General features: G+C 49.3%; 14 protein-coding genes and 1 pseudogene. 7 read left to right on the top strand and 8 right to left on the bottom strand.

Annotated features, from left to right (window positions below; genetic code table 11):
* Nucleotides 1-65 precede the first annotated feature (65 nt).
* On the bottom strand, nucleotides 66-1,106 hold the full coding sequence (locus MKZ32_RS00830) for an IS630 family transposase (protein WP_239795526.1): 1,041 nt from the start codon (nucleotides 1,104-1,106) through the stop codon (nucleotides 66-68).
* 211 nt (nucleotides 1,107-1,317) lie between these two features.
* The gene (locus MKZ32_RS00835; protein WP_239795527.1) at nucleotides 1,318-2,055 is read right to left on the bottom strand and encodes a 16S rRNA (uracil(1498)-N(3))-methyltransferase; all 738 of its coding nucleotides are present in this window, start codon (nucleotides 2,053-2,055) and stop codon (nucleotides 1,318-1,320) included.
* A gap of 122 nt (nucleotides 2,056-2,177) precedes the next feature.
* Between MKZ32_RS00835 and MKZ32_RS15580 the strand changes: the two are divergent.
* The 4 genes and pseudogenes from MKZ32_RS15580 to MKZ32_RS00855 form a co-directional block, all read left to right on the top strand.
* A pseudogene (locus tag MKZ32_RS15580) lies at nucleotides 2,178-2,249 on the top strand (SEC-C metal-binding domain-containing protein); the annotation flags it as partial.
* A 15-nt stretch (nucleotides 2,250-2,264) separates the two neighbouring features.
* Nucleotides 2,265-4,589 carry a tetratricopeptide repeat protein gene (locus MKZ32_RS00845; protein WP_239795528.1) on the top strand — a complete coding sequence of 775 codons (2,325 nt, stop codon included), beginning with the start codon at nucleotides 2,265-2,267 and terminating at the stop codon, nucleotides 4,587-4,589.
* Nucleotides 4,590-4,850: 261 nt separating this feature from the next.
* Nucleotides 4,851-6,062: a class I SAM-dependent methyltransferase gene (locus MKZ32_RS00850; RefSeq protein ID WP_239795529.1), complete on the top strand. Its 1,212-nt coding sequence runs from the start codon at nucleotides 4,851-4,853 to the stop codon at nucleotides 6,060-6,062.
* Between the two features lie 6 nt (nucleotides 6,063-6,068).
* Entirely contained in the window at nucleotides 6,069-8,333 is a 2,265-nt protein-coding gene (locus tag MKZ32_RS00855) for a glycosyltransferase (protein WP_239795530.1), read from the top strand.
* 156 nt (nucleotides 8,334-8,489) lie between these two features.
* On the opposite strand, the gene ccmI is transcribed toward MKZ32_RS00855, so the two are convergent.
* From ccmI to MKZ32_RS00885, 6 genes are all read right to left on the bottom strand, one after another.
* Nucleotides 8,490-9,746 carry a c-type cytochrome biogenesis protein CcmI gene (gene ccmI / locus MKZ32_RS00860; protein WP_239795531.1) on the bottom strand — a complete coding sequence of 419 codons (1,257 nt, stop codon included), beginning with the start codon at nucleotides 9,744-9,746 and terminating at the stop codon, nucleotides 8,490-8,492.
* Entirely contained in the window at nucleotides 9,743-10,219 is a 477-nt protein-coding gene (locus MKZ32_RS00865) for a cytochrome c-type biogenesis protein (RefSeq protein WP_239795532.1), read from the bottom strand. The genes ccmI and MKZ32_RS00865 overlap by 4 nt, the downstream gene beginning before the upstream one ends.
* A complete protein-coding gene (locus MKZ32_RS00870; protein ID WP_239795533.1) occupies nucleotides 10,212-10,739 on the bottom strand; it encodes a DsbE family thiol:disulfide interchange protein in 528 nt (175 codons plus the stop codon). The genes MKZ32_RS00865 and MKZ32_RS00870 overlap by 8 nt, the downstream gene beginning before the upstream one ends.
* 10 nt (nucleotides 10,740-10,749) lie before the next feature.
* Nucleotides 10,750-12,702 (bottom strand): heme lyase CcmF/NrfE family subunit, encoded by a 1,953-nt coding sequence (locus MKZ32_RS00875; protein ID WP_239795534.1) that lies wholly within the window; start codon nucleotides 12,700-12,702, stop codon nucleotides 10,750-10,752.
* A 54-nt stretch (nucleotides 12,703-12,756) separates the two neighbouring features.
* Nucleotides 12,757-12,924 carry a hypothetical protein gene (locus MKZ32_RS00880; protein ID WP_239795535.1) on the bottom strand — a complete coding sequence of 56 codons (168 nt, stop codon included), beginning with the start codon at nucleotides 12,922-12,924 and terminating at the stop codon, nucleotides 12,757-12,759.
* A gap of 174 nt (nucleotides 12,925-13,098) precedes the next feature.
* Entirely contained in the window at nucleotides 13,099-13,890 is a 792-nt protein-coding gene (locus MKZ32_RS00885) for an exodeoxyribonuclease III (protein WP_239795536.1), read from the bottom strand.
* Nucleotides 13,891-13,957: 67 nt separating this feature from the next.
* On the opposite strand from MKZ32_RS00885, the gene pyrE reads away from it, so the two are divergent.
* From pyrE to MKZ32_RS00900, 3 genes are all read left to right on the top strand, one after another.
* Nucleotides 13,958-14,623: an orotate phosphoribosyltransferase gene (gene pyrE / locus MKZ32_RS00890; RefSeq protein ID WP_239795537.1), complete on the top strand. Its 666-nt coding sequence runs from the start codon at nucleotides 13,958-13,960 to the stop codon at nucleotides 14,621-14,623.
* A gap of 1 nt (nucleotide 14,624) precedes the next feature.
* Nucleotides 14,625-15,239, top strand: a complete 615-nt coding sequence (locus MKZ32_RS00895; protein ID WP_239795538.1) for a DUF4124 domain-containing protein — start codon at nucleotides 14,625-14,627, stop codon at nucleotides 15,237-15,239.
* 287 nt (nucleotides 15,240-15,526) lie between these two features.
* Nucleotides 15,527-15,904, top strand: coding sequence for a hypothetical protein (locus MKZ32_RS00900; protein ID WP_239795539.1), 378 nt, complete (start codon nucleotides 15,527-15,529; stop codon nucleotides 15,902-15,904).
* Nucleotides 15,905-15,934 lie beyond the last annotated feature (30 nt).

Below are 15,934 nucleotides of genomic sequence, written 5' to 3' on the forward strand. Positions count from 1 at the left end.
TACGCGCGAAATTCCGCGAAATTTTGAATTAATCAGCGTCTCCCTATTGATCCGGCACGAATTATTCATGAAGCCGCGTAGGCGACTTTTGGGTCGCCGAAATAACGGCGCACGCGTTCGGGGTTTTGCTCAAGCATGATCATGTGATCAGTCGCAGCAGCTCTGAGTTTTGCCTTGGTGCGCACTGGCACCTTTGAAGTGATGACGTGCTTGAGATCTGCATTCAGTCTTTCTTCGGGGTTGAGTTCAGGGCTGTAGCTGGGCAAGTAGAACAACTCGATTTTCTGTGCGTTCTCGGCAGCCCAAGCCTTTACAGGTTTGCTGTGATGAACTCTCAAGTTGTCCAGTATCAGAAACACCTTGCGGTCTGTATCCTTGATGAGCGCCTCCAGAAATTCAATGAGCTTGTCGGAGTTAAATGCCTCATCAATAATCATCCAGCGCGTTTTACCCTGATTGGTTACCGTCGCAATCATCGATAGCTTGTGGCGCGTGCCGCCTACTGCGAACGTCACAGGTGTCTTGCCCACCGGCGCATAGCTCCTGCCTCTGACATCCGTGTTGACTAGCGCCGTCTCGTCGCCCCAGTGAATTTCCGCACCTTCGGCTTTTGCTCTGGTTTCAATGGCCGGATACTGTTCAACAAGCCAAGCCTGGACGGCTTCAGGCCGCTGCTCGTATGCTTTTTTAATGGGTTTTTGTGGTGTAAAACCCCAACGTGCCAAGTGGTTGCCTACTGCCCGAATAGACAGCTTGATACCGTGCGCCAGCTCAATGTGCTGGCGCACAGCGGGCCTGCTCCATAGCGCAAAATCCATCTTGAGTTGTTCGGGGCGTCTGTCGCAGATGGTTTGTTGAATCGCCAGCTCTTGGCTAACCGTCAAGCTACGTCCACTGCCAGGTTTTTTACCCCGAACGCCGGGCTTGAGTGCCCCCGAACCTTCAGCCTTATACAACCGCAGCGCCGTATTGACTGCCGTCCAGCTCAGTCCCGTTTGCACCACGATCTCCATCACCGCCACACCTTTGCGGTGCATACGAATAACTTGCTTGCGTCGTTCATGCAGTACTTCTCGCGACTGCTTGCGGGCATCTTCTTTTTCCATACTCCATAGACATCGAAAACCAATAAAAATTCATTTATAAATCGTGCCGGGTCTATAGGTAATCAGGTTTATGACAGTCGGCCAGTAGCTGGCCAATTAAATAAGATGAGGATGCCGTCTTTGCTATGGTGATGTTCATTACTTTTCAAAGTTGCGCTATTTCCTGCTATGCCTGTTTAGGCAAAATTAATTACACTCGTTGATCACTTGCCTAAATAAAATCCCCCCACAAAGTTTGCAAAGTAGCTATTCCCGCCACCGCAGCCGTCTCGGTACGTAGCAAGCGTGCACCTAAACGGATAGAAATAAAACCAGCTCGCTGGGCAATCTGGACTTCGTCCGCACTGAAACCACCTTCCGGCCCAATCAACAGGGTCGCTTTCCCTTGCGGTTTCGGCTGCTCATGCAATGTTGTCACGGCTTCCGGCAACAGGATAAATTTGCTGCCCCGCGCATCGCCTATAGTGGCAATCCACGAGCTGAATTCTAGTGGAGCATGAACTTTAGGTAACATGTTTCTGCCACATTGTTCACATGCTGCAATGGTGATGCCATGCCAATGTTGGGTGCGTTTTTCAGCGCGGTCTCCAGTTAGCTTTACCATGCTACGTTGGGTCTGTACTGACTGTATTTCGGTAGCACCGAGTTCAGTGGCCTTTTGTATTACCCAGTCCATTTTTTCGCTACTACACAACGCCTGTGCCAGTACGATATTTAATGGAGACTCGCGGTTGACCGTGCAAACTTGTAGTTTCTCCAGCACTACTTTTTTGCCTTCGATTTCGCAGATGCGGCCATGAAGTTCATTGCCGACACCATCAAATACCCGAACTCCATCATTAACGCGCAGGCGCAAGACTCGACTGGCGTGATGTGCGGCAGCTTCTGGCAGCTCAAATTTGGTATTTGCATGCAGTGGTGGGGGACAATAAAAGCGTGGTGTAGTCATTGATCGATCAGGTATAAATGGTCTGCATGATAATATAACGGTCATCTGTAAAAACTCAAATTCAAGTTAGACGAGGTATTTTTGGTTAACCCCAAGCTAAAATACTTAAACAATATTTTAAAATGAAAAAAATCGGCCGTAATGATCCTTGTCCTTGTGGCAGCGGTAAGAAATATAAGCATTGCTGCCAGCCAAGCGGGGAAGTTCCTATGGCAAAAACGCACTCATCAGATTTATCAATCCCCCAAATTATCCAGATCGCACGGGAACACCATCAAGCTGGACGTTTGTCTCAGGCAGAAGCTATTTATCAGAAAATACTCCAAGTAGAGCCAAACCATCCGGATGCGCTGCATTTATTAGGGCTGATAGCCCGTCAGGGAGGAAAGAACGGGATTGCTGTTGGACTTATTAGCAAGGCTATCCGTATAAATCCATCCAATCCAATTTATTACATTAATTTGGGGAATGCGCTCAAGGACCAAGGTCAGTTGGAGGAAGCCATCCTCAATTATCGTCAAGCGCTTTCAATTAAGCCGGATTTTGCCGAAGTGCACAACAATTTGGGGAATGCCCTCAAGGAACAAGGTAATTTGGAAGCGGCGATTGAGAGTTTCCGTCGGTCACTCGTATTGAAGCCCGATTTTGCCGAGACGCACAGCAATCTGGGAAATACGCTCAAGGATCAAGGCCAGCTGGAAGAAGCAATAGCATGTTACGGCCAAGCACTTCTGCTCAAGCCGGATTATGCTGAGGCATACAATAACTTGGGAACTGCTCTCAAGGCACAAAACAAGCTGGATGCAGCAATCGGAAGTTACCGGAAGGCAGTTTCGCTCAAGCCGGATTTTGTTGATGCGTATAACAACTTGGGAAATGCGCTCATGGCACAAGGCAAACTGGAAGCGGCAATTGTGAGCTTCCACCAGTCGCTCTTAATCAAACCGGATTATGCCGAGGCGCACAATAATTTGGGGAACGCGCTTAAAGATCAAGGCAAATTGGATGCAGCGGTTGAGAGCTTCCAGAGAGCGCTAGCGTTCAAGCCGGATTTTGCCGAGGCGTACAGTAACCTTGGGCTCGCGCTTCAGAAACAAAGTAAAATGGATGAGGCGATTGCCTGTTACAACAAAGCGCTTTCAATCAAACCGGATTATGCCGAAGCGTACAACAATCTGGGACTTGCGCTACAAGAGCAAGGTAAATTGGATGGGGCGGTTGACAGCTACCACAAAGCACTCGCGCTCAGGCCGGTTTATCCCAAGGCTCATAGCAACCTGCTTTTTACCCTGAGTTTTTATTCCAAGTGCTTGCCTGATAACCATCTCGCAGAAGCACGTCACTATGGCAATCAAGTGATGGCAAAGGTCCAACCGTATACAAGTTGGCTTGTTTATCCAGAAAACACAGTGGGACGAGGTATGCTGCCTCTGCGGATTGGCCTGGTTTCTGGAGATTTTAGAACGCATCCCGTTGGTTTTTTCCTGGAGAGTATTCTCGCGAATTTGAACCCTGCTCGAGTAGAGCTGGTTGCATATTCGACGTCTCCACAAGAGGACGAACTCACCGCCCGCATTCGGCCTTGTTTTGTTGCCTGGAATATGATTGTGGGTCTTAGTGATGAGGCTGCGGCCCGGAAGATTCACGATGATGGGGTTCATATTCTCATTGACCTGACAGGGCATACTGCCAGCAATCGTTTGCCGATGTTTGCACTGAAGCCTGCTCCGGTGCAAGTAAGTTGGTTGGGCTATTTCGCTACCACCGGGTTGCCGACGATAGACTATCTTCTGGCAGACCCGGTATCGGTGCCGGAAACTCACCGGGAGCACTTTACTGAAACAGTGTGGTATCTGCCAGAAACCCGGCTTTGCTTCACCCCACCTGCAAATAGAGCAGGGCTGGAATTAACCCCCTTGCCGGCAGTGCAGAATGGCTATATCACTTTTGGTTGTTTCCAAAATCTTACCAAGGTAAATGACACTGTGCTGGCTGCATGGGGACAAATTTTCCTTGCCTTGCCAGAAGCTCGACTGCGGCTGCAAAGCAGTCAGCTGAATTGCTCAATCGCGCGCGAATCTCTACAGCATCGGTTCGTTCAAGTCGGGATAATGCCGGAGCGAGTAATAATGGAAGGATATGTTCCTAGAGAGGATTATCTCGCGGCATATGCTAACGTGGATATCATTCTGGACACATTTCCTTATCCCGGGGGCACTACAACCTGCGAAGCGTTGTGGATGGGGGTGCCTACCCTGACCCTCGCCGGCGGCACATTGCTCGCCCGCCAAGGTGCCAGCATGCTAACCTGTGCCAGTCTGGAAGATTGGATTGCCAGCGATGAAGGTGACTATGTAAACCGGACTCTGTTTCACGCCACTGACATTAATCGTTTGGCGCAACTGAGGTCAGGATTACGGCAGAAAGTGCTTGCTTCGCCACTTTTTAATGCCCCACGTTTTGCCCTGCATTTGGAGGATGCATTGCAAAAAATGTGGCAACAAAAGATGTACTCGGAAGCTGACCCTAAATGAACTGAGATGCATGCCAGAAGCAGATATCCCACAAATACTTAAGGTTTATGATCCCGTTAAAATGTTCTGATGTTTAATAATCCACCTGGATCTGAACTTTTCTGCATTGTTTTTGTCCCTACCCTTAAATAAGTGCCGACAACCTAAAGTTCAATCTATTTGAGGACTTAACCTATGTTATTCACATGCTAAACACATTATTCCGTGCTGAATTAGTCTACGTAGCGTGTATAATCTTCAGTTTTAATATTTCTTGAATTTGTGAGCCAACCTCCTTCCTTCACGGGTGAGCGCTTTTTGCCCGTGTGCACCGGTGAAATATGGTATGAACATTGGCACCGCTATGCCTTGGCACGCCAGCTAAGTTCACATTGCACAGTTTTGGATGTGGCCTGCGGTGAAGGCTATGGTGCCGCCATGGTGGCTGAAACCGCATATCAAGTGGTGGGTGTTGATTTATCCGTTGAAGTAATTCAGCATGCCAAAAACAATTATAGGCATCATGCTAACCTGCAATTCGTTACGGCTTCATGTGAATGCTTGCCGTTTTCAGATGCGAGCTTTGACTTAGCAATTTCCTTTGAAACAATAGAGCACATTGAGAAACAGAAAGAATTTATTTCTGAACTCACGCGTGTTTTGCGCCCAGACGGGGTATTGATCCTGTCCTCTCCGAACAAGCGCTTGTATTCCGATGCACATGATTATCACAATGAATTTCATGTGCGCGAATTGTATCGAAATGAGCTGGAAGAGTTACTGCGCGTGAGTTTTCCGCATATATTCTGGCTTGGCCAAAAATTATTGTTCCATTCCGCCATTTGGCCAGAAAACCAGGCCTGCGTTATGACAGAATATTTGGTTAACGACGATCGGCAAGTTACTGTAGTCAGCCATCCTTCTGTCGAGCCAATGTATTACATCGCAGTCTGTAGCCGTAACCCCTCTATGCTGCCCACCGCGCTCAATAAACTTTCTTTGTTTAGTGACAGCGCCGAAATGGTTTATCAGGATTATGCTAAACAAACCAGGCGCGTGATGGAGCTGGATCAACTTCTGAAAGATCGCGAGTATCTGATTGTTGAACGTGATAATTTTCTTTCGCTTCGCACCCAGCAAATGGAGGAACGCGAACAGCTGATCGCTGAACGTGATGCACTTCTGGACATGCGCACGGAACAATTAAGTGAACGTACCGAAGAATTGAATACACGCACCGAACAATTGAATGAACGTACTGGACAATTAAGTGAACGTACTGAAGCATTAAATATTTGTACCGATCACTTAAATCAACATACTGAAGAAATAATCAAACTTAATGCGCTTCTAACACTACGCAACGAACAAATTACTGAACATGAGCGTTTGAATGTTGCGCTCAACCAGCAAATTGACTATCGCGCCAGTTTGGTCTGGTGGCTGAAGTCGCCGTTACGCTTCCTCAAACGTGCCATCAAAGGGAATTCTTGAATTAGCATGTTACCCCCAGCAATCGACATTATCATCCCGGTCTACAATGCATACGATGACTTGCAGCGCTGCCTCGACAGCGTGCTTCGCACCACTATGCCCCATCATCGCATCATCATGATCGACGATTGTTCAACGGATAGCCGCATCGCCGACTATTTTGAGACGCAGCGTAGCAAAGCAGACAAACGTCTGTGGCTGCTCCAGAACGATACAAATCTCGGCTTTGTCAGCACCGTTAACCGTGGTATGACGCTCAGTCAAAATGATGTCGTGTTGCTCAATTCCGATGCCATCGTTACCTCGGGCTGGTTGGAAAAACTTTGCTGTTGCGCTGATTCAGATCCGCTTATCGGCACAATCACCCCGTTTTCTAACAACGCCGAAATTTGCTCGTTCCCGAACTTTTGCCAAGATAATGCGTTGCCGCAAGGAATGAATGCAGAGGACGTCAATCGCGCCATTGAGGCAGCCGCCCTTCGCGTTTATCCTGACATACCCACCGGGGTCGGATTTTGCATGTTTATTCGGCGTCGCCTGCTTAATAAAATCGGCCTGTTCGATGCTGATACGTTCCGTCACGGTTACGGCGAGGAAAATGATTTCTGCATGCGGGCGTTGGCAGCTGGATGGCGCAATGTACTGTGCGACGATACTTTCGTCCAGCATGTCGGCAGTTGCTCTTTTAGTACGAAAAAAGAGACGCTGGTTGAAGAAAATATGCAGCGTTTGCTGGCTAAGCATCCAGACTATATGCAACGTGTAATGGCTTTCATCACGGCCGATCCAATCAAGCCGATCCGTCAGTTGGCACAGTCGTTCCTGGCACTCACCGGAGCGGCTGGCGATAAGCCCGGCATCCTGCATATCATGCACGGCCGTAGCGGCGGCACGGAGCAGCACACTCGTAGCTTGATGCACAGTGACGGCGAGGACTACCGCCATTATTTGCTGGTAACCATGGATGATGTCTGGCAACTTAAGGATGCCAACAGCGGTGAATTGCTAACTTATCAATTCAACCGGCAACCTGACCAGCTGTGGACGGATTTTTTGGCCAGCCTGTGTGCCAGTTTTCGTATCCATTTATGCCATGTACATCATCTGGCCGGCTGCAGACCGGGCTTGCTGGAAGCGATGCGCAACCTTGGAATTCCATTTGGCTTCAGTGTGCACGATTTTTTTCTGGCTTGTCCGACTATCAACCTGCTCGACGCCACAGGAATTTATTGTGGCAGCGAAACTGATGCATCGCGCTGTCAGAATTGTCTTAGCGCCCAGCCAGATTTTCGTGGCATTGACATCGTTGCTTGGCGCGCAGTGCATGCGGATTTCATTGAGCAGGCAGTATTCGTGATTGCTCCCAGCGACTTGGCTGCTGAGATGTTCCGTAGCTATTTTCCGCGCGCTGATGTTCGCGTTATCCAGCACGGCGTCGATTTGACCGCCAACCGCGTTAATGCTCTGACATCGGCGCTACTGTTGCCGAAGGATGCGTATCAAAGTATCGGGGTATTGGGTGCGATTGGCCCGGTCAAAGGCGCCCGCCAACTGGAGCGCTTAGTAGCACGCAGCCGCGAACGCAAGCTGCCATTTCGCTGGGTTGTGGTCGGTTATATGGATCGCCAGTTTCAGCCGTATCAGACTGCCGATACCTTATTGACAGTGCATGGCCAATACACGCCAGATCATATGGAAGACTTGCTCGACCATTATCGAATTAATCTGGTGGTGTTTCCATCTGCCGGCCCGGAAACTTATTGCTACACCCTGACCGAAGCTTGGATGGCTGGACGACCCGCATTGGTGCCTCCGATCGGCGCGCTGTATGAGCGTGTGCAAACGAACGGTGCCGGTTGGATCATGCAAGACTGGTGTGATACTGATGCTATTTTAGATGACATCATTTCGATATTACGGCCGGAAAATAGTACCGATTTTGTGCACAAGCAAACGCAAGCGCGGGCAGTACCGGTTACCTCGGTACGCGACATGGCTAACGCTACCGAAATGGTTTACCACGAAGTTTTGTCGCGACAAGTCGTCAAATTTGCTGCGCCGTTGCCGCAAACCACCCTGTACACCGCGCTGCAAACTGCGCTGGGAGTGGCTGCCGCCGACAAGCACCGTGCCCTATCAATGGGGCAGCACTGGTTGCTGCGGCTTGCACATCTCGGCCTGCGTTTGCGCTATACATTGCTTGGTCGCTGGCTATATCGCATCATCCCGGTCCGATGGCAACAAATCCTGAAGCAACGACTGTTGGCATAGATATTTTAAGGTGGCTGTCCCTGAGCAACGCCTATAAATGTGGTGTATTTATTAGCTTTTCGCGATGTTCAAGCAATGTGGAATTTGCAAAAATTTGATCTACAGCGTACAAATTTCTTGCAAAATAAAACCACGTCAATTGGAGCAAACTCCCGTTTATTTGACCTCAGAATCAATGGTAATGACGATGTCTTTTTGACCAACTTTCACTGGCTTCGAAAACCCCTCCAGATCTTTTGCGCTCGAAATTACATTCCCCGATTTTGATATGCGCGCACCGACGATAACATTCGTCACAGAAGATAAGTTTAAACCTGGCACCATCGACATGCTGTCATCCAGCGTGAAATCAAACGGTAGATCCTTCACTGTCTTGCGTAAAACGGCCAACGGCGGTTTGCGCCCACCTTCCACAGCCCGGGCGAAAATAAAAACGGCGTCGGTATCTGCGATTCGCGCCTTGAAAGCAGGGTCAAGACGTACCGTTCCACTCACTGACCCTTTTGCAACGTTTGACTGGGTCGCGGCTCTGTTACCAGCCGGAGCGACAACTACCGGAGGCAGTCCGGCCAATCCACGTGCTTCATTGACACTGGCGCTGACCGAGGCCACCACAGGAGAATCTGCCGGTAACAAATTGAGAATTTTTTCCCACCATTTAATGGCGTCTGAGTAGTCTTTGCGTTCGAAAGCCGCAGAACCTGCCAGAGACAGCGCTTTGAGGTTATCAGGATCAATTTTCAGCGCCTGCCGGATTATTTTTTCTGGCTCACCTTGTAGGGTCTGCTTGAGCATGGCCAGCATATCGGCGTGATCGGCCAGCACAGAGGCGTTGTTCGGTTGCAGTGCTACAGCACGAGCGTAAGCGGCACTGGCATCCTGATAGCGATTGAGGGCGGTGTAGGAGCGAGCAAGCATCACCCAGCCCTCGGCATTGTCCGGTTCTGTCTTTAGCCGTTCCGCAAGCCACGTCACCATTGCCTCAAATTGCTCAGGTGTAGCTGGATGTGCTTCGTCCATGGCTGTTGTCGGGATTTGCGGCTTTAATCCGGCTGGCGTACCCAGCATGAAATATAGAGAAATCGCTAACAAAGGTACTGAAATTATCAACGCTGCAATCGCCGCATTACCCCAGCGGTTATCCGTTGATGGCGCAATAGCGATTTCGGCGGCGCCGGAATCTTCCAGCACGCGACTTTCCAGATCGCTCCGCGCGTTTTGGTATTGAACCTCATTCAGTGTCCCGGCTGCCAGATCTGCGTCTAATTCGCGTAACTGATCACGATAAACAGACAGATTCACCTCTGAATGCGTGGTGGATATTGAGCTATTCCCTCTTCTCAGTAATGGAAGCACCAGAATCAGCAAAGTAACAGCAATCAGAACGCCCACTATAAGCCAAAACGTGATCATGACTGTCCCTCGCCTCTTTTTCCAGACAACAACGAGGCCGCGCGGGCATGCTCATCTGTGCTCAGGGCGGGTGCCTGCTGCATCATTTTGCGGCGCTGGCGCAGAATAACAATGAGTACGCCCACCCCCACTACTAGTAGTAGAAGTGGCCCGAACCAGAGCAACCAAGTGGTTGATTTCACCAGTGGGCTGAACAGAACGAATTCACCATAGCGCTTTACCATGTAATCTAATATTTCCTGCTCTGATTGTCCTTGCCGCAGTTTTTCGCGCACTTGATTTTTAAGGTCAACCGCGAGTTCGGCATTGGAATCGGCAATCGTCTGGTTCTGGCAGACCAGGCAGCGAAGATGTGCAGACAGATCCATAACGCGTTTTTCCAGTACAGGATCATCTCTCGTAATCATCGCCTGATCAGCATGAGCCAGTGGCATTAAAAGCAACAGTACAAGAAAGAGAAGTTTGCTATGCACCGTTCAACTCCTTAACTAGAGGAATTAGTTTGTTCTGTATGAGTTCAGGCGTGAGCGCCCCGATAAATTTGTGGCGGATGAGACCTGATTTGTCGATGACGAAAGTTTCCGGCACACCATAGACGCCCCAGTCAATGCCAACGTTGCCTTCTCGATCGTAGGCTGACAGGACATAGGGGTCACCTGAATTTCTTAACAAAGTTAGGCCATCATCGCGATTGTCCTTGTAATTAAGGCCATAAATTGGCACCAAATTTTGCCGTCCCAACTCTACTAACAGAGGATGCTCTTGACGGCAAGTTACACACCACGAGGCCCAAACGTTAAGCAGCCAAACTTTGCCACGTAAATCTTCAGGCCCAATCGTTTTATCAGCGTTATGAAGTTGTGGCAGCCGAAATGTGGGTGCTATCTTGTTGATCAAGGGCGATGGAACTTCCCTGGGATTAAGTGTGAGTCCGATCCACAAGAAAATAACGAGAATAATAAAAACCCCAAGAGGAAGAAGAAAGCGGTTCATTGGTTCCCTTTCAGCGCTGCGTGGGTGGCGTTAATGGTAAGCGATAACGACGATCGCTTACCGCCAGCAAACCGCCAAGCGCCATAAGTAAGCAGCCGCCCCAGATCCAGTTAACCATCGGTTTATGCTGGATGCGCATAATCCACTCATCTCTACTGACTTGTTCGCCAAGTGCAACGTAAAGGTCGCGGAACAGGCCCGTGTAAATGGCCCCTTCGGTCATGGCTGAATCCTGCATGGTATAAAGACGCTTCTCAGGATAGAGCGTGTCTATCTTCGCTCCATCCAGTGTTACCTCCAGAGTGCCACGAATTCCGCTGTAATTCGGCCCTTTCATTTTCTCCATAGCAAGCAAACGGAAGACATAACCGTCCAGCGTGGTCGTGTCACCTACACGCAGGCGCATTTCGCTACTGGTTTCGTAGCCCTTAACCAAGGTTACACCGAGAATAAATACACCAATTCCAGCGTGGGCGAGCAGCATGCCATAGGTGGCACGCGATGTGGCGCGCAACGTTGCCCAAGCGCCCGCGCTGGCTGATTCGCGCACCCGCGTAACCAGATAAGCCACGCTTGTGAGCAATGCCCACATCCCCAGCGAAGTCCCGGCTACCACTGGTGCCGTCCAGTGGCCGAACCAGGATGGCACCAGCATTCCCAAAGCCACGCTGACAATGAACCATGGCCCAAGGTGTTTCACTATTTTTGCCATGCTCGCTTGCTTCCATGGTGCGCGTGGCCCGATACCCATCAAGAAAACAGCGACGGCCATGATCGGCGCAAACACTGCTTCAAAATAGGGCGGTCCGACCGAAATTTTACCCAGATTCAATGCATCTAAAAATAACGGATAGAGCGTGCCAAGGAATACCGCACCAGCGGCAGCGACCAGTAGTACATTATTCACCAGTAGCATCGATTCGCGTGAAATCAATCCGAATCCGCTGCCCAGCCCAACTTTCGGCGCGCGCCACGCAAATAGTACAAGCGACCCGCCGACTACCACACTCAGAAATGCCAAAATGAAAAGTCCACGCGCCGGATCTGTAGCAAAAGAATGCACGGAAGTCAGCACTCCGGAGCGCACAAGAAAGGTTCCGAGCAGGCTTAAGGAAAAAGCGATAATAGCCAGCAATACTGTCCAGTTTTTGAAAGCACCGCGTTTTTCTGTTACCGCCAGGGAATGGATCAGTGCAGTGCCCACCAGCCAAGGCATGAATGAGGCATTCTCAACTGGATCCCAAAACCACCAGCCGCCCCAACCCAGCTCATAATAGGCCCACCAGCTACCGAGCATTACGCCAAGCGTGAGAAACATCCAGGCTACTGTAGTCCATGGCCGTGACCAGCGCGCCCAAGTTGCATCAAGCTTGCCGCCGATCAATGCGGCAATGGCGAAGGAAAAGGCCACCGAGAAGCCTACGTAACCCATATACAGCAAGGGCGGGTGGAATATCATGCCCGGATCTTGCAACAAAGGATTCAGGTCGCGGCCATCCATTGCAGCGGGCAGCAGGCGTTCAAAAGGGTTGGAGGTGAATAGCGTGAAAGAGAGGAAACCCACACTGATTAGCCCCATCACGCCTAATACGCGTGCCAGCATTTCTTCCGGCAAACGCTTGCTGAATATCGTCACCGCCAGCATCCACCCGCCGAGCATCAGCATCCATAAAAGTAACGAGCCTTCATGTCCGCCCCACACCGCAGCGATGCGGTACTGAACCGGCAATAGTGAGTTGGAGTGGGCGGCAACGTATTTAACCGAGAAATCGTTGGTAACAAAGGAGTAAACGAGGCAGCCGAAGGCGATAACGATGAAGGCCAGTTGTCCGCGAGCTACCGGGCGAGCGAGTGCCATCAGCTGCCGATTACCGCGCAAACTGCCCGTTATAGGTAGTACACCCAGTATTAGCGCCAGCACGAGCGCTAGCATGAGGGAAAAATTACCGATCTCGGGTATCATTTTTCTGCCCCTTGTCCGCTATAAACGCAACCAACCGCTATCCATGTATTTGATTCAGTCTTGCCCGGTGTTGGTAGTTTGTTCATCAACTTCAACGTTTTCAATTCCTTCAACTTGTTCTCCAATTCTTTCATCTTGCTCATCTTGATCTGACAATGCTCTTAAAAGAGATCTTGAAAACTCTTTTGTCCTCGTAAAGATGAGAATGACAAAGTCAGACAAATTCAGAATTTAATAGATGCGTCCTTATAACTCCTGCATCGTATGCTCCTCAGGACGCGACACAACTTTTAATTTTAACATGGACATTCTAGTTTTTTTGAAACAACTTCGAGTAAGACCACTATTTAGTGGTCAAGGTGTAAGTGTCTCTTGTGCCATTGTCTCTTGAAATACTCAAGGAGATATGTTTGCCTTAAGGTTAATATCGTAATCCACCGTCAGCGGTGCGTGGTCACTAAAGCGCTGATCCATATAGATGTTGGCTGATCGAGCGGACTGTGCAACACCCGGCGTGGCAATGTGGTAGTCAATACGCCAGCCCACGTTTTTTGCCCAAGCCTGGCCGCGATTTGACCACCATGTGTAAGCTTCCAATTCGGGATGCAGGTGACGGAACACGTCTACGAACCCAACTTCATTAAATAGTTCAGTAAGCCAGGCACGTTCTTCTGGCAAAAAGCCGGAGTTCTTGCGGTTGCCGCGCCAATTTTTCAAATCTTTTTCGGTGTGGGCTACGTTCCAGTCGCCGCATAACAATACCTCACGTCCACTGGCGTGAAGTTCACGCAGATGCGGCATAAAGGCAGCCATAAACTGAAATTTTACCGTCTGACGCACCTCACCGCTGGAACCGGAGGGAAGGTAAAGCGACACGACACTAAGGTTACCGAACCGTGTTTCAATATAACGTCCTTCGCTGTCGAATTCAGGAATGCCCAACCCTTCCATTACTGTTTGTGGTTTTTGCCTGCAATAGATGCCCACGCCGCTATAACCCTTTTTTTCGGCATAGTGGAAATAGCCGTGGTAACCATCGGGCGCTAACATTTCTAGCGTCATGTCAGCGGCTTGTGCTTTGAGTTCCTGCACACAGACAATGTCGGCATCTTGCTGTGCCAGCCATGGCAATAACCCTTTGCTGCAGGCTGAACGAATTCCGTTGAGGTTAATGCTGATGACGCGCACTAAAATTCTCCATAAGCAAAGCTTGTAATTATAATGGCGGCACGTCTAAATTTTTGATCTATCTGTCATGTCTAATTTTCGCCAGGATTTCATCCGTTTCGCCATCAAGCAAAAAGTATTGTGTTTCGGTGAATTCAAAACCAAGGCTGGCCGTTTATCGCCCTATTTTTTTAATGCAGGTTTGTTCAACGACGGTGAATCGTTGAAACAGCTTACGCAGTTTTACGCAGAGGCCATTCTATTCTCAAAGATTCCCCTCGATATGTTATACGGCCCCGCTTATAAAGGTATTCCGCTCGCGGCGGGAACGGCCATTGCTCTAGCAGAAAAAGGCCGCAATGTGCCGTACTGCTTTAACCGCAAGGAAGCCAAAGGCCATGGTGAAGGCGGTAGCACGGTGGGAGCGAAACTGCAGGGAGGTGTGCTGATTATCGATGATGTGATTTCCGCTGGTACCTCAGTCCGAGAATCCATAGCCTTAATCCGTGCGGCGGGTGCAACGCCTTGCGGGGTGGTCATTGCATTGGATCGCATGGAGCTGGGACAACAAACAGAGCGGAATGAAGATGAACTTTCCGCAGCACAGGAAGTAGAGCGCAACTATGGTATTCCGGTGGTGTCAATTGCTACACTGAACGATTTGCTCGGTTATTTGCAGGATAATCCCGCGATGGCGCAGAATCTGCAAGCTGTACAATCTTACCGTGATCGTTATGGGATAGAACGTAAATAAGATGAAAATTTTTAGTGTATGTCTGGTATTGATTGTAGTCGTCTTCAGTACAGCAGTTGAAGCGAAACTATATAAATGGGTGGACGACAAGGGTGTGACCCATTACGGCGAAGTTATTCCTCCAGAATATACTAACAAAAGTAATGTGCTATTAAACGATAAGGGGCGTTTAATCAAACGAAACGAGGAAATAAACAATACGGAGCGGCGTACCAATGAGGAGGATGATGCCAAGAAACGTATTGATAATGAAGCTAAACTTGAATTAAGTCGCAAAGACAAAGCGTTATTGAACACTTTCAGTAATGAGAAGGAAATTGACCTGGCTCGCGATCGCAATCTGCATCAAGTTGAATCACTTATCAGCAGCATACAGTCACTGCAACGAGCAGCCCGAGAGAGCTTGAAGAATTATCAGCAGGAAGCAGAGGGAATAAAGCGCGCTGGCAGAAAGCATCCCGTTTCATTGCAAGTCGACATTACTGAGGGCGAGAATAAATTAGCTAAATTGCAATTAGACTTGGTCAAGGCTCAAGAAAAGGCAGCTTCGGTTAAAGCGAGTTATGAAGCCGACAAGATGCGCTTCCGTGAGCTGAATGGAAGCACCAAGAAATAAGTCAAGGGCGTCTTAAAATTTCCTATGTTCCGCCCGAATTTGTTGCATGACAGGGCCTTTCAGGCAAGGGTTGGCCGGGAAGATAGCCGGGGAAGACGAGCCATTATTACAACTCCCAAGAGAGGTGACGGGTAAGAAATAGCAGATTAAATCGAGTCCCACCTTGATTCGTTCTATTTGCGCTGCCATGTTTATAAACCAATCCGATAGAATTTTTAGTGTTTTATCGGGGTCTACTTTACGTCAGCTATGAATCAAAGTTGCTGATTCCACTAGTCCTTACAGCGATGGTCGCAGTAGTCGGCTGGATCGTTGTACATCATTTGAGCGCCTCGCGAGACCGAGAAAACAAACGTCGAGAGAAGCTCACAGAATTTTTGATTGATGTATACCGCCGAATCGAAAAGTATCCATGTCGCCAATTATCACCAGACAACGCCGCAGATTTTGAGTCGGCGATTGCCGATATTCAATTGTTCGGCTCACCTCATCTCGTCCAGCTTGCCCAAAGTGTAGCGGAGGGTATTCCGAAGTCAGGTGTTGCTCAAGCAGACCGGCTGTTACTTGAGCTCCGTAAAGTCTTGCGCAAAGAACTTGGGCTTGAAGAAGTACCAGGCAAAACCGTCTATTTGCGTATCACTGAGCGGAAAATTTCTCATAGCTAACGAATAAGGTTAGATCGTGCGAGCGAAGCC

The organism is Candidatus Nitrotoga arctica, assembly GCF_918378365.1.
In the GTDB taxonomy this organism is placed as follows: Bacteria; Pseudomonadota; Gammaproteobacteria; order Burkholderiales; family Gallionellaceae; genus Nitrotoga; species Nitrotoga arctica.